15 protein-coding genes and 1 riboswitch are annotated in these 12,793 nt (G+C 56.6%); of the genes, 6 read left to right on the forward strand and 9 right to left on the reverse strand.

Annotated elements, in window-relative coordinates; translation table 11 throughout:
* Positions 1 to 95: 95 nt before the first annotated feature.
* Complete coding sequence (locus SCU88_RS21580; protein WP_175340753.1) at positions 96 to 410, forward strand: DUF2623 family protein; 315 nt, start codon at positions 96 to 98, stop codon at positions 408 to 410.
* A gap of 26 nt (positions 411 to 436) precedes the next feature.
* On the opposite strand, the gene parE is transcribed toward SCU88_RS21580, so the two are convergent.
* The 5 genes from parE to nudF all read right to left on the reverse strand — a co-directional run bounded on the left by parE (position 437) and on the right by nudF (position 5,147).
* Positions 437 to 2,329, reverse strand: a complete 1,893-nt coding sequence (parE, locus tag SCU88_RS21585) for a DNA topoisomerase IV subunit B (RefSeq protein WP_175340862.1) — start codon at positions 2,327 to 2,329, stop codon at positions 437 to 439.
* Between the two features lie 43 nt (positions 2,330 to 2,372).
* The gene (gene yqiA, locus SCU88_RS21590; RefSeq protein WP_138093841.1) at positions 2,373 to 2,948 is read right to left on the reverse strand and encodes an esterase YqiA; all 576 of its coding nucleotides are present in this window, start codon (positions 2,946 to 2,948) and stop codon (positions 2,373 to 2,375) included.
* Positions 2,948 to 3,775: a 3',5'-cyclic-AMP phosphodiesterase gene (gene cpdA, locus SCU88_RS21595; protein ID WP_175340754.1), complete on the reverse strand. Its 828-nt coding sequence runs from the start codon at positions 3,773 to 3,775 to the stop codon at positions 2,948 to 2,950. The genes yqiA and cpdA overlap by 1 nt, the downstream gene beginning before the upstream one ends.
* A 187-nt stretch (positions 3,776 to 3,962) precedes the next feature.
* Positions 3,963 to 4,388 carry a DUF1249 family protein gene (locus SCU88_RS21600; protein ID WP_138099086.1) on the reverse strand — a complete coding sequence of 142 codons (426 nt, stop codon included), beginning with the start codon at positions 4,386 to 4,388 and terminating at the stop codon, positions 3,963 to 3,965.
* 117 nt (positions 4,389 to 4,505) lie between these two features.
* Positions 4,506 to 5,147: an ADP-ribose diphosphatase gene (nudF, locus tag SCU88_RS21605; protein WP_175340755.1), complete on the reverse strand. Its 642-nt coding sequence runs from the start codon at positions 5,145 to 5,147 to the stop codon at positions 4,506 to 4,508.
* Positions 5,148 to 5,355: 208 nt separating this feature from the next.
* Between nudF and tolC the strand changes: the two genes are divergently transcribed.
* The 3 genes from tolC to SCU88_RS21620 all read left to right on the forward strand — a co-directional run bounded on the left by tolC (position 5,356) and on the right by SCU88_RS21620 (position 8,836).
* Positions 5,356 to 6,843 (forward strand): outer membrane channel protein TolC, encoded by a 1,488-nt coding sequence (tolC, locus tag SCU88_RS21610; protein ID WP_175340756.1) that lies wholly within the window; start codon positions 5,356 to 5,358, stop codon positions 6,841 to 6,843.
* 160 nt (positions 6,844 to 7,003) lie between these two features.
* Positions 7,004 to 7,672, forward strand: coding sequence for a DUF1190 family protein (locus tag SCU88_RS21615; protein WP_138093849.1), 669 nt, complete (start codon positions 7,004 to 7,006; stop codon positions 7,670 to 7,672).
* A gap of 3 nt (positions 7,673 to 7,675) precedes the next feature.
* The gene (locus SCU88_RS21620) at positions 7,676 to 8,836 is read left to right on the forward strand and encodes a glutathionylspermidine synthase family protein (protein ID WP_175340757.1); all 1,161 of its coding nucleotides are present in this window, start codon (positions 7,676 to 7,678) and stop codon (positions 8,834 to 8,836) included.
* Positions 8,837 to 8,872: 36 nt separating this feature from the next.
* Here SCU88_RS21620 and ygiD read toward each other — a convergent pair whose 3' ends face one another.
* Complete coding sequence (ygiD, locus tag SCU88_RS21625; RefSeq protein ID WP_175340758.1) at positions 8,873 to 9,664, reverse strand: 4,5-DOPA dioxygenase extradiol; 792 nt, start codon at positions 9,662 to 9,664, stop codon at positions 8,873 to 8,875.
* A 197-nt stretch (positions 9,665 to 9,861) separates the two neighbouring features.
* Between ygiD and zupT the strand changes: the two genes are divergently transcribed.
* The gene (gene zupT / locus SCU88_RS21630) at positions 9,862 to 10,629 is read left to right on the forward strand and encodes a zinc transporter ZupT (protein WP_175340759.1); all 768 of its coding nucleotides are present in this window, start codon (positions 9,862 to 9,864) and stop codon (positions 10,627 to 10,629) included.
* A gap of 11 nt (positions 10,630 to 10,640) precedes the next feature.
* Here the strand turns inward: zupT and SCU88_RS21635 are convergent, their stop codons facing one another.
* The 3 genes from SCU88_RS21635 to ribB form a co-directional block, all read right to left on the reverse strand.
* A complete protein-coding gene (locus tag SCU88_RS21635; protein WP_175340760.1) occupies positions 10,641 to 10,934 on the reverse strand; it encodes a helix-turn-helix domain-containing protein in 294 nt (97 codons plus the stop codon).
* A complete protein-coding gene (locus SCU88_RS21640) occupies positions 10,935 to 11,246 on the reverse strand; it encodes a type II toxin-antitoxin system RelE/ParE family toxin (RefSeq protein WP_431810187.1) in 312 nt (103 codons plus the stop codon).
* 170 nt (positions 11,247 to 11,416) lie between these two features.
* Complete coding sequence (ribB, locus tag SCU88_RS21645) at positions 11,417 to 12,070, reverse strand: 3,4-dihydroxy-2-butanone-4-phosphate synthase (protein WP_138093859.1); 654 nt, start codon at positions 12,068 to 12,070, stop codon at positions 11,417 to 11,419.
* Positions 12,071 to 12,178: 108 nt separating this feature from the next.
* A riboswitch (FMN riboswitch) is annotated at positions 12,179 to 12,340 on the reverse strand.
* A gap of 152 nt (positions 12,341 to 12,492) precedes the next feature.
* On the opposite strand from ribB, the gene ubiK reads away from it, so the two are divergent.
* Positions 12,493 to 12,774, forward strand: a complete 282-nt coding sequence (ubiK, locus tag SCU88_RS21650) for a ubiquinone biosynthesis accessory factor UbiK (protein WP_138093861.1) — start codon at positions 12,493 to 12,495, stop codon at positions 12,772 to 12,774.
* Positions 12,775 to 12,793 lie beyond the last annotated feature (19 nt).

Genomic DNA, 12,793 nt, shown 5'->3' on the forward strand with positions numbered 1-12,793 from the left:
ATAAAAAAGAGATACCGCTCTTATTCTAAGGTAGATATATTCTCACACCTTCGTTATATATATAGATATACAGCGAATAAGGGGAGGCAACAGAGATGAAAAATGAATTTGCCAGGGGCGTTATGGACGGAATGAAGAGCCGACATCCCCAGGAGATTGCCGCTTTCACCGACTATCGGGCCGACTACAAACGCGGTTTTATTTTGGGTTACTGCCATCAGCTGGAACGGCGGTATGGCGAAATGGCGCTGGCAGCCTGGAAGGCGGGAATTCTGACCCGACGTTACGGGCTGGATCAGGCCCTGATGAGAGAATTTTTTACCGATTTTCGTTCAGAACGTCTGGTGCGCAGCTTTAATCGGGGCTATCAGGAAGCCGCGGCGCTGCCTGCGCCAGGCGCTGCCGCATAATCGCGACAGCGCCCGCAGGACATGGCTTAGACGTCGATATCCGCCAGGTCGCCCTTCTCCTGCAACCAGTGGCGGCGATCTTCGGCGCGCTTCTTGGCCAGCAGCATATCCATCACTGCGCGGGTGCGCTCATCGTCATCGTCACTGATGGTTAGCTGCACCAGACGACGGGTGTTAGGATCGAGAGTGGTTTCCCGTAGCTGCATCGGGTTCATCTCACCCAACCCTTTAAAGCGCTGTACGCCCGGCTTACCGCGCTTACGCTTAAGCTGCTCCAGGATACCGGCTTTCTCCTCTTCATCCAGCGCATAATAAACCTCTTTCCCCAGGTCGATACGGTACAACGGCGGCATCGCCACATACACATGACCGCCCTTCACCAGCGCGCGGAAATGACGCACAAAGAGCGCGCACAACAGCGTGGCGATGTGCAGACCGTCCGAGTCGGCGTCCGCCAGGATACAAACCTTGCCGTAGCGCAGTTGACTCAGATCCTCGCTGTCGGGATCGATGCCGATAGCCACCGAAATATCGTGCACCTCCTGAGAGGCCAACACTTCGTCGGAAGAGACTTCCCAGGTGTTCAGGATCTTACCCTTAAGCGGCATGATCGCCTGATATTCACGATCGCGCGCCTGCTTGGCAGAGCCGCCCGCCGAGTCCCCTTCCACCAGGAACAGTTCGGTACGGCTCAGGTCCTGCGCGGTGCAGTCTGCCAGCTTGCCTGGCAGCGCCGGGCCGCTGGTCAGCTTTTTACGCACCACTTTTTTGGCCGCACGCAGGCGGCGCTGGGCGCTGGAGATCGCCATTTCGGCCAGTTGCTCCGCAGCCTGGACGTTCTGGTTGAGCCACAGCGAGAAAGCATCTTTCACTACGCCGGAAACAAAGGCCGCGCACTGGCGCGAAGAGAGACGCTCTTTGGTCTGACCGGCGAACTGCGGATCCTGCATTTTCACCGAAAGCACATAGGCGCAGCGTTCCCAGATATCCTCCGCGGTCAGCTTCACGCCGCGCGGCAGGATGTTGCGGTATTCGCAGAATTCGCGCATCGCGTCCAGCAGCCCTTGTCGCAGCCCGTTAACGTGGGTTCCCCCCTGCATGGTGGGAATCAGGTTCACGTAGCTTTCGGTCAGCAGCTCGCCCCCTTCCGGCAGCCAGAGCAGCGCCCAGTCCACCGCTTCGGTTTCGCCGTGGAAATCGCCGATAAAGGGCTGTTCCGGCAGAGTGATCAGGCCATTTACCGCTTCGCACAGATAGTCTTTCAGACCGTCCTGGTAACACCAGCGCTGTTCGGTTTGATTTACTTCGTCCTTAAAGACGATCTCCACGCCGGGGCACAGTACTGCCTTCGCTTTCAGCAGGTGCGACAGGCGCGAAACGGAAAAACGCGGGCTGTCGAAGAACTGTTCGTCCGGCCAGAAGTGCACGCTGGTGCCGGTGTTGCGCTTGCCGCAGGTACCAATCACTTCCAGATCCTGCACCTTATCGCCATTTTCAAACGCAATCCGCCATACCTGCGCATCGCGCTTCACGGTCACTTCCACCCGTTTTGACAGGGCGTTGACCACCGAGATCCCGACCCCGTGCAGGCCGCCAGAAAACTGGTAGTTCTTGTTGGAAAATTTGCCCCCGGCGTGCAGCCGACAGAGGATCAGCTCAACGGCCGGAACCCCCTCTTCCGGGTGAATATCCACCGGCATGCCGCGACCGTCGTCAATCACTTCCAGCGACTGGTCAGCATGCAGGATAACCTCCACGCGCTTTGCGTGGCCCGCCAGCGCTTCGTCCACGCTGTTATCGATAACCTCCTGACCCAGATGGTTAGGGCGAGTGGTATCGGTGTACATTCCCGGGCGGCGGCGCACAGGCTCCAGCCCGGTCAGTACCTCAATGGCATCTGCGTTATAGGATTGCGTCATGGTCTGTTCGTTCAGGTAGTCAAGCGTCGTGCTTTCCAGGAACTCAATGGAGCCCCAGAAAATCGACAATCTGTGTGAAATAACGCTCAAAGCCCACAAAAGCGTGGTTACCGCCCTCTTCCACGCTCTGACGGCAGGCATCGTAATATGCCACGGCCTGGCGGTAATCCAGTACCTCATCACCGGTCTGCTGTAGCAGCCAGATGAGGTCCGGCGCCTCAAGCGGGTCGATCTGCATGACTTTAAGATCGTAAATATGGCGAGACTCTAGCACATATTGCTGCCCCGTCCACGGGTTCTCGTTATTCCCCAGGAAGTTGGTCAGCAGCTCGAACGGACGTACTGCCGGGTTGATCACCACGGCAGGCAACATAAAACACTGGGACAGCCAGGTGGCGTAATAACCGCCAAGGGAAGAGCCGACAAGGCCAAGATTTTCCCCTCCGTGGGCAAGAACCAGACTTTCCATGAGCTGCGCCGCCTCTTCGGGGTAAGGAGGCAGTTCAGGCACCAGCATCTCGATATCGGGATGCTGTTCCGCCAGCCACGCCGACAACGCCATCGCCTTGGCGGAATGCGGCGAACTGTTGAAGCCGTGCAAATAAAGCAGCTTAGCCATCAGTAGCCTTCTGACTCGGTATCCGGGCTGAAGTCCTGGGTCTCAAGACGGCAGACTTCGGTGGTGAGTGTACCGTCCGGCGCCAGCTCCAGCCATCGCCAGCCGGGGGGAATGGTATCCAGCGTAAAGTTGGCGCAGTGCGGCTTGAACTGTACGCAGGTGGAAGGCGTCGCCAGCAGACGACGACCGTTCCAGTCAAGATCCAGTTCCTGGTGAATATGGCCGCACAGTAGCGTCTTGACCCGCGGCCAGCGCGCCAGTACGTCGTCCAGCGCCGGAGAGTTGCGCAGGCTGTGTTGATCGAGCCAGCTACAGCCCGACGGCAAAGGATGATGGTGCAGCAGAAGCAGGGTATGGCGTTCCGGCGCCCTTGAGAGTTGACGCTCCAGCCATTCGAGCTGGTAGTCGCTGAGTTCGCCGTGGGGCACGCCAAATACCTGGCTGTCCAGCAGCAGGATTTGCCAGGCATCACCAGCGTAAACCACCTTCGCAGGTGAAATACCCGCATCCTGCAACGCGCTGTACATGGCAGGCTGAAAATCGTGATTACCGGGCAGCCAGACGCAGGGCGCGGAAAAACCCGCAATACCATCAGCGAAGTGCTGGTAAGCCTGGGCGCTCTGATCCTGCGCCAGATCGCCGGTCGCCACAATCAGATCCCAGGCGTTCTGCCGGGCATGAATAGCCGCGACGACCGCCTGATAACTCTCCCAGGTATTTACCCCTAACAGGGTGCCGCTCTTGTCGGCAAACAGGTGAGTATCGGTAATTTGTAAAATCCTGATGCTGGCCCCACCGGCCACAGGAAGGTTTAACTGGCTTTCCAAATGGTGTCCTTCAGCTTTCACGACGCTAACATACCCGTCATACTTCAGGCCGCATACTCGTTGGCACTGTCCTCATACCCGGGACCTGCCCTTTCAGGGTTGCTATCAGCAGCGTTATCTCCGCGCCCCCTGATATAAGGTAGTGAATCACCTTAACCACATCGCTGACCCAATATCCCCAAACACGTTAGGGTAACACCGGCACCGCCATCGCTCCATGTGCCAGGCAGTAACGTAGCCAGTCAGCAAGGAACTGATTAATCTGATGCTTTTCGTCGCGTTGGTGCAACCTGTTATTAGGATAATCATAACGTGCTTTAAAGCGAAAGATCTGCTGACTCGAACACACTTCCGCGACCATGGCGTCATGATACAGCCGCACCGTCATCGATGGCAGGCTCCAGTAACTGACCGCCGGCCACGTCTGATCGATTTCCACCAGCGTAGTGTAGCGGGTGGATTCAAGAATCGTTATCCGATATTGCGCATCCTTTACCCGGTAGCTAACGGTCTCGCCAGGCGAGTCCTGGCGCGGGAGCAGGCGCCGCAGTTGAGCGAAGTTGGTTTCGTTCAGCCGCATCATTTCCGGAAAATCAGGCACATAGCGCTTCATACCTGGGGGTAACCTCTTTTTGTATAGCCGCATTGCCGCCCCTGTCGGTAACAGTGGGCTGACAGCGCGGAAAACTCAACGTCACTGCTGAAGCGACCGTCGCGATGTCGCGCACGGCTAATGCGCACCGCTGTTCCAGTCGGCTTTCAGCGTCTCGTGGTGCAGTTGCAACCACTGCAGGGCAATGATCGAAGCTGCGTTATCGATAACTCCCTCATTGACCCATTGATAAGCCTGCTCCCGACTTACCACATGGACACGAATATCCTCATTTTCTTCCGCCAGGCCGTGAATACCTTTTGCCGTGGAGGCGTCCACTTCGCCGACCAGCACCGACAGACGTTCGCTGGTTCCGCCCGGACTTGCCAGATAGCTCATCACCGAGCGCACCTGGCCGACGCTTAATCCGGCTTCTTCCTGCGCCTCGCGGCGGGCCACGTCTTCATGGCTTTCACCCTCTTCGATCATACCCGCCACCAGTTCCAGTAGCCATGGACTGTCACTGGTGTCATACGCGGCGATGCGAATTTGTTCGATCAGCACCACTTCATCACGCACAGGGTCATAGGGTAGCAAGACCACGGCATGACCGCGCTCAAAAATTTCACGCGCGATCTCTTCGCTCATACCACCGCTGAACAAGCGATGACGGAAACGATACCTCTTTAACGAAAAAAAGCCGCTGTATGCCGTTTCGCGTGCAATAATTTCTACATCGTTTTTACCAAAAGTGACTGCCGGTTTTGTCGGTTTACTCATGATGTCATCCGCATGTAATGGTGGTTAAATGATCGTTTTGCAACCGGATAGCTACCGTTTCCGCCATGCTATGGTAGATTGACGGGTATTAGCGACCGATGGCACATTACGCCAAGCCCGTCCGCAGGCGGACTCTGTTAGAATCTGCGATCATTTTCGGCACTTGTCAGCGCTAACAAAAAATTCAGCTTCACAACAAGGAATGCAAATGAAGAAACTGCTCCCCATTCTTATCGGCCTGAGTCTGACAGGATTCAGCGCCATGAGCCAGGCTGAAAACCTACTACAGGTTTATCAGCAGGCTCGTCTGAGCAACCCGGACCTGCGTAAATCCGCCGCTGACCGTGACGCAGCGTTCGAGAAGATCAATGAAGCACGCAGCCCGCTGCTGCCTCAGCTTGGTCTGGGTGCGGATTATAGCTACAACTCCGGGTACCGTGACGGTAATGGCGTCAACTATAACTCGACCAGCGCGTCGCTTCAGCTAACCCAGACCATTTTCGATATGTCGAAATGGCGCGCGTTGACGCTGCAGGAAAAAACCGCCGGTATACAGGATGTGACCTGGCAGGTTGACCAGCAGGAGCTGATCCTCAATACCGCCACCGCCTACTTTAAAGTACTGAGCGCCATCGATTCGCTCTCCTACATTGAAGCAGAGAAAAAGGCGATCTATCGCCAGTTGGATCAGACTACCCAGCGGTTTAATGTGGGCCTGGTGGCAATTACCGACGTACAGAACGCCCGTGCTCAGTACGACAGCGTACTGGCTAACGAAGTGACGGCCCGTAACGATCTGGATAACGCGCTGGAAGACCTGCGTCAGATCACCGGTAATTTCTACCCGGAACTGGCATCGCTGAATGTCGATCGCTTTAGCTCCGCGAAGCCCGATACGGTCAATAATCTGCTGAAAGAAGCGGAAAAACGTAACCTGTCGCTGCTGCAGGCACGTCTGAACCAGGATCTGGCCCGCGAGCAGATTCGCTACGCACAGACCGGTCATATGCCGACCATCGATCTGAACGCCTCTTCTGGCGTATCCGATCAGGACTACAATGCCAAAGGCCGCCAGCTTGGACGTCAAAACTCCCATACTGGCCAGAACCAGATCGGTCTGAGCTTTAACCTGCCGCTGTATAGCGGCGGCGCGGTCACCTCCCAGGTGAAACAGGCGCAGTACGCCTTTGTGGGCGCCAGCGAGCAGTTGGAAGGCGCACACCGCAGCATGGTGCAGACCGTTCGTTCCTCCTGGAACAACGTGAATGCCTCTATCAGCAACGTGAAGGCCTATGAGCAACTGGTTGTCTCTTCCCAGAGCTCTCTGGATGCCATGGAAGCCGGCTATTCGGTGGGTACCCGTACCATCGTCGACGTGCTGGATGCCACCACCGCGCTGTATAATGCCAAGCAGCAGCTGTCCAGCGCCCGTTATAATTACCTGATTAACCAGCTGAACATCAAGTATGCGCTCGGCACCCTGAACGAACAGGATCTGCAGACGCTGAACAATACGCTGGGTAAACCGGTTGCTACCAGCCCCCAGAGCCTGGCGCCGGATAATCAGCAGCAGAACGCCTGGGCCGACGGTTACAATACCGCCAGCGCAAGCGCCTCTGCGCCCGCCGCGCAGCCAGTTGCCCGCCCGGCGACGGCCACCAACAGTACCAGCGGTCGCAACCCGTTCCGCAACTAGTACTGATACAGGGGCGCCGCACGGCGCCCCTGTTACGTAAGGCAACGTAAAGATCCCGTCTCCGCTCACTCCTCACGCTGCTTGCGCTTTAAATTCAACCAGTCATCCTCTATCCTTTAGCCCACAATATTGTGTATACCTCGGGATTCAGGAAGACAGGATGAAACGGACAAAAACAATTAATCACGCCGCTTTCCGTAAGAACTGGCGTGCGCGCCATTTAACGCCGGTCGCACTGGCTGTCGGCGCGGTCTTTATGCTGGCTGGCTGCGAGCAGAGCGATGAAACTGTCTCGCTCTATCAGAACGCCGATCAGTGTGCACAGGCCAATCCCGGCAAAAACGCCGAATGCACCACGGCTTATAACAATGCCGTGAAGGAAGCCGAACGTACCGCGCCGAAGTATGCCACTCGCGAAGACTGCGTGGCGGAATTTGGCGAAAACCAGTGTCAGCAGACCCCAGCTCAGGCCTCTATGGCTGGCAGTGGTGAAAATCAGGCCGAAGCACAGTCCAGCGGCAGTTTCTGGATGCCGCTGATGGCGGGCTACATGATGGGCCGAATGATGAGCGGCGGCGCAGCCCAACAGCCGCTGTTCTCTTCCCGTAACCCGGCCAGCCCGGCCTATGGCCAGTACACCGACGCCAGTGGTAAAAATTACGGCGCTGCGCGCCCCGGCCGCACTATGACAGTACCGAAAACAGCCATGGCGCCGAAACCGGCCACCACCTCCACCATTACCCGCGGCGGCTTTGGTGAATCCGTGGCGAAGCAGTCCGCAATGCAGCGTAGCGCGACCGGCACCTCCAGCCGCTCCATGGGCGGTTGATCCATGGAAAGAGTCGCCATTAGCGAGCGCCCGGACTGGCGCGAGAAAGCCACCGAGTACGGCTTCAACTTTCACACCATGCACGGCGAGCCCTACTGGAGCGAAGAGGCATACTACCGATTGACGCTGGCTCAGGTCGAAAAGCTGGAAGAGGTCACCGCAGAGCTGCACCAGATGTGTCTGCAGGTTGCGGAGCGGGTTGTGGCAAGCGATGCGCTAATGGATCGCTTCCGCATTCCAAAGCACGTGCGCGAATTTGTCCGCCAGTCCTGGAACAGTCGCCAGCCTTCGCTCTATTCGCGTCTGGATCTGGCCTGGGACGGCACCGGCGAACCCAAACTGCTGGAAAACAACGCCGACACGCCAACCTCGCTGTACGAAGCCGCCTTCTTTCAGTGGATCTGGCTGGAGGATCAGATCGCGGCCGGTAACCTGCCAGCTGACAGCGATCAATTCAATAGCCTGCAAGAGAAGCTGATTGAACGCTTTGCACAGCTTAAAGCCCAGCACGGCTTTAACCTGCTTCACTTCACCTGCTGTCGCGATACGGTCGAGGATCGCGGCACCGTGCAGTATCTTCAGGATTGCGCCAACGAAGCCGACGTTGCCAGCGAGTTTCTCTATATCGAAGACATTGGTCTGGGAGAAAAGGGCCAGTTTACGGATATGCAGGATCAGGTGATCGGTAACCTGTTTAAGCTCTATCCGTGGGAATTTATGCTGCGTGAGATGTTCTCTACCAAGCTGGAAGACGCTGGCGTTCGCTGGCTGGAACCTGCCTGGAAGAGCATTCTGTCCAATAAAGCGCTGCTGCCGATGCTCTGGGAAATGTTCCCCAATCACCCCAACCTGCTACCGGCGTACTTCGCTGACGAGGATCATCCGGAACTGGAAAAATATGTGGTGAAACCGATCTTTTCCCGAGAAGGCGCCAACGTGCGCATTATCGAGAAAGGCCAGGAGATAGCCCGGGTGGACGGCCCCTACGGGGAAGAAGGCTATATTATCCAGCAGTTCCAGCCGCTGCCGAAGTTTGGCGATAGCTACACCCTGATCGGCAGCTGGCTGGTGGACTCTCAACCCGCCGGAATCGGCATCCGTGAAGACAGGGAGCTGATTACCCAGGATCTGTCGCGCTTCTATCCTCACAGCTTTACCGGCTAGTAAGCCCTGGTGCCGGAGGAGGAGAGTCCTCCGGCGCTACTCGCCTATCTGTACCGACAGCATACTCAAAGAGCCCATCTCCATGCCTTCTATCGGTAGCGTCACCGGCTCTTCGCCGTTCCAGGCCCCCAAAATATAGAGCAGCGGCAGGAAATGTTCCGGCGTCGGGTTCGCCAGCGCGCCCCCTTCATGTTCCAGATAATGCGCCAGCGGGTGCTGAGCCGCGGATCCGCGCCAGGTCAGGTTCTGTTTGACAAACTGGTTAAAAGATTCGGCCCAGGGATAAGCCGTTTCCCCCTCCTGACGGCGCGCCATCCGCAGGTTATGCACCACGTTGCCGCTGGCCACCAGCAGAATTCCCTGCTCGCGCAGGCCCGCCAGTCGTTTCCCCATCTCCAGATGCCATTCCGGAGGCTGAGTAGCATCGATACTTAGCTGCACCACCGGTATATCCGCTGCGGGGTACATCTTGATCAACACGCCCCAACTGCCGTGGTCGAAACCCCAGGCTTCTTCATCAAGCATGACGGGAACCGGCGCCAGCCGCGCCGCAATCTCACGCGCCAGAGCCGGACTACCGGGAGCCGGATATTGGGTATCGTACAGCGCCTGCGGGAAACCGCCGAAATCATGAATGGTGCGTGGCTGTTCCATGGCTGTCACCCCCGTACCACGGGTGTACCAGTGGGCGGAGATCGCCACAATCGCTTTGGGACGCGGCAATATCTCTGCCAGTTGCTGCCAGCAGCGGGTATATTGGTTATCTTCCAGCACGTTCATCGGGCTGCCGTGGCCAAGAAAAAGTGCCGGCATTGGGCGAATCGTCATAAACAGACATCCTGAAAATGGTAAGGTTGTTATTAACACCTTACCCATTTTCGGCCAGTGAAGATGCCGGAGAAGCATGATGGAGACTGTCAGGAAATTTGAATGTAAGCGTTCTGTAAAACACCGGCCGCGGTGTCGCTTTTTGTGCGGCCTCTCGATAATATGAATAAGAATCATTATCATCAAGGAGCTTTGAGATGTCTGCCCCTCTGATCCTGACCCTGCTGGCGGGTGGCGCTACCTTCATTGGCGCTTTCTTCGGCGTGATCGGCCAGAAGCCTTCCAATCGGGTACTGGCTTTTTCACTCGGCTTCGCCGCCGGAATTATGCTGTTAATATCCCTGATGGAGATGCTGCCAGCCGCGCTGGATACGCCGGGAATGTCGCCGGTTATCGGCTACGGCATGTTTATGCTGGGGCTGCTGGGCTACTTTGCGCTGGATCGCATCCTGCCCCATGCCCATCCTCAGGATCTGCTCGACGGCACCCTCAAGAAGCGCAACCTTAAGCGCACCGCGCTGCTGCTGACCCTGGGCATCAGCCTGCACAACTTTCCCGAAGGTATTGCCACCTTTGTGACCGCCAGCAGCGATCTGGAACTGGGCGCGGGCATCGCCCTGGCCGTGGCGCTGCATAATATTCCTGAGGGATTAGCGGTGGCTGGCCCGGTCTATGCCGCCACGGGGTCGCGGCGTAAGGCTATTTTCTGGTCAGGCATTTCGGGCTGCGCCGAAATTCTGGGCGGGGTACTGGCCTGGCTTATCCTCGGCAGCCTGGTCTCACCGGTGGTGATGGCCGCGATTATGGCCGCCGTGGCCGGTATTATGGTGGCGCTGTCGGTAGATGAACTGATGCCGCTGGCCAAAGAGATCGATCCGCATAACAACCCAAGCTATGGCGTGCTGTGCGGTATGTCGGTCATGGGATTCAGCCTGACGCTGTTACAGAGCACCGGCATCGGTTGAATTCAGGATGATTATTCGGCAGCCAGCGCCAGAAGCACATGTTCAGGGTCCCGCTCAATGGCACGCAGCAATGCCCGGGCGGGGCCAGTCGGCTCACGTCTTCCCTGTTCCCAGTTCCGTAAGGTACCGATATTGACGGAGATAAGCCGGGCAAAACCACTTTGCGATAAGCCGGTCGCCTGACGTATTTTTTTCACCTGTACCGCAGCCACCATAGCTTCCCGGGAAGGGCATGCCTTTCCTTCCAGGATACCATTCATCTGAGCCATGCTTTCAGTTAACCGATTGAATAATTTCTCGTCCATTTACCACCTCTCATTCATGGCCCGTAAAATTTGCTTCTCTTTTGCGCTCAGATCGTCTTTTACGCCTTTCTTATAAATCAACAGTAGCCGAATTTGTAAATCACTCACTTTATAGTAATAAATAATCCACACACCACCCCGTCGCCCCTTACCACCACAGGCCCAGCGCACTTTCCGTAGTCCGCCTGTATCCTGAAACACTTCACCTGATGTCGGGTTGTCCGCCAGGTACTGCAGAAACCGACGATACTCATCATCGCTCAGCAGTATCTGAACATCCTCGATAAAGACTGGCGTCTCAATAAATAATATCGATGTGCGTCCGTGGCGTATGTTATTGCCGTAGTGTATCCGGCACAACGAATGTACGTCAATGACGCATGATGGGAGATTAAAGAGGACAAAGAAAAACAGCTTCCGGAGATGGAAGCTGTTTTTAGCGCCACCACGCTTTCGGGCAACGTAATCAATAACAACGCAGGTTAGCTGGCCTTGCGCTCATGCTCCCGGCGGTAAGCGACCAGATCTTCAATGGTAACGACTGCCATATTATGCTGGCGGGCAAAGGCCACACACTCCGGCGCGCGCGCCATAGAGCCATCATCATTGGTCAGTTCACACAGCACGCCTGACGGCTTCAGGCCTGCCAGGGTCACCAGATCGATGGTCGCCTCAGTATGGCCGCCGCGAGTCAGCACTCCGCCTTCGCGAGCGCGCAGCGGGAACACATGGCCCGGGCGATGAAGATCGGAGGGTTTGGCGTTATCGGCGGTGGCGGCGCGTACCGTGGTCAGACGGTCGGCGGCGGAAACCCCGGTCGTTACGCCTTCGGCAGCTTCGATGGTCACGGTGAAACCCGTACCATAGGCGCTGGTGTTGTTCTCCACCATCATGGGCAGATCAAGCTGCTGACGACGCTCTTCGGTCAGGCACAGGCAGACAATACCGCTACCGTGGCGGATGGTTAGCGCCATCTGCTCCACGGTCATATTTTCAGCGGCAAAGATCATATCGCCTTCGTTTTCGCGATCTTCATCATCCAGCACCATCGCGCCACGCCCTTCGCGCAGTGCGGCCAGTGCATTTTCGACACGCTGGAAAGGAGTGCCAAATTCGGAAAGCAGAGTCTGATTCATGGTAAGTTAACCTCATTAAAATTATGGATTACCAGAACCAGGGCTGTCTTAGGAGTGTGCCGAAAAATCGGCAATACAATAACGTGAGCGGGTAGCGCCCGACAGAATCGTTATCCTCTCCCATCCGGACTTTAACCGTCGGCTCCGGAATTACACCGGATCTGCTAACCTCCGGATGGTATCCGGAGTGCTCGCGGGCTTTCAGTCATCCTGCTGGATTCGAACTGATTTACCGCCGGTGGGGAATTTCGCCCCGCCCTGAGAATAAGCAGGATCACTATAACGCTAATTACCGTACCCGGCAACGACGTTTCGGGATCGCGGTTTGCGGTTAATGGCGAAAGCATGATTATTGGTTTATCCGCCGCGCATCAGGCATTACAATTAACGCAATACACCTTATTTACCTCAGGGAAACCGCTATGATTGACCCGAAAAAAATTGAACAGATCGCCCGCCAGGTCCATGAGTCGATGCCGAAAGGAATTCGCGAATTCGGGGAAGATGTGGAAAAGAAAATCCGTCAGGTCCTGCAATCACAGCTGAATCGCCTGGATTTGGTCAGCCGCGAAGAGTTTGATGTGCAGACTCAGGTACTGCTGCGTACCCGCGAGAAACTGACCGCGCTGGAGCAGCGCCTGAATGAGCTGGAAAACAAGGATAAGGCGCCTGCCGCCGACGACCAGCAGGCGCCTCAGGCCTGAATCTATAAGCGGGAGGAGC

The sequence above is a fragment of the Jejuibacter sp. L23 genome, from assembly GCF_050815825.1.
Lineage (GTDB): Bacteria > Pseudomonadota > Gammaproteobacteria > Enterobacterales > Enterobacteriaceae > Jejubacter > Jejubacter calystegiae.

Coding starts and splice junctions, on each gene's coding strand:
- SCU88_RS21580 (WP_175340753.1), top strand. CDS start 96: ATGAAAAATGAATTTGCCAGGGGCGTTATGGACGGAATGAAGAGCCGA.
- SCU88_RS21600 (WP_138099086.1), bottom strand. CDS start 4,388: ATGAAGCGCTATGTGCCTGATTTTCCGGAAATGATGCGGCTGAACGAA.
- nudF (WP_175340755.1), bottom strand. CDS start 5,147: ATGAGTAAACCGACAAAACCGGCAGTCACTTTTGGTAAAAACGATGTA.
- SCU88_RS21615 (WP_138093849.1), top strand. CDS start 7,004: ATGAAACGGACAAAAACAATTAATCACGCCGCTTTCCGTAAGAACTGG.
- ubiK (WP_138093861.1), top strand. CDS start 12,493: ATGATTGACCCGAAAAAAATTGAACAGATCGCCCGCCAGGTCCATGAG.
- parE (WP_175340862.1), bottom strand. CDS start 2,329: ATGACGCAATCCTATAACGCAGATGCCATTGAGGTACTGACCGGGCTG.
- ribB (WP_138093859.1), bottom strand. CDS start 12,070: ATGAATCAGACTCTGCTTTCCGAATTTGGCACTCCTTTCCAGCGTGTC.
- tolC (WP_175340756.1), top strand. CDS start 5,356: ATGAAGAAACTGCTCCCCATTCTTATCGGCCTGAGTCTGACAGGATTC.
- ygiD (WP_175340758.1), bottom strand. CDS start 9,664: ATGACGATTCGCCCAATGCCGGCACTTTTTCTTGGCCACGGCAGCCCG.
- zupT (WP_175340759.1), top strand. CDS start 9,862: ATGTCTGCCCCTCTGATCCTGACCCTGCTGGCGGGTGGCGCTACCTTC.
- SCU88_RS21620 (WP_175340757.1), top strand. CDS start 7,676: ATGGAAAGAGTCGCCATTAGCGAGCGCCCGGACTGGCGCGAGAAAGCC.
- SCU88_RS21635 (WP_175340760.1), bottom strand. CDS start 10,934: ATGGACGAGAAATTATTCAATCGGTTAACTGAAAGCATGGCTCAGATG.
- yqiA (WP_138093841.1), bottom strand. CDS start 2,948: ATGGCTAAGCTGCTTTATTTGCACGGCTTCAACAGTTCGCCGCATTCC.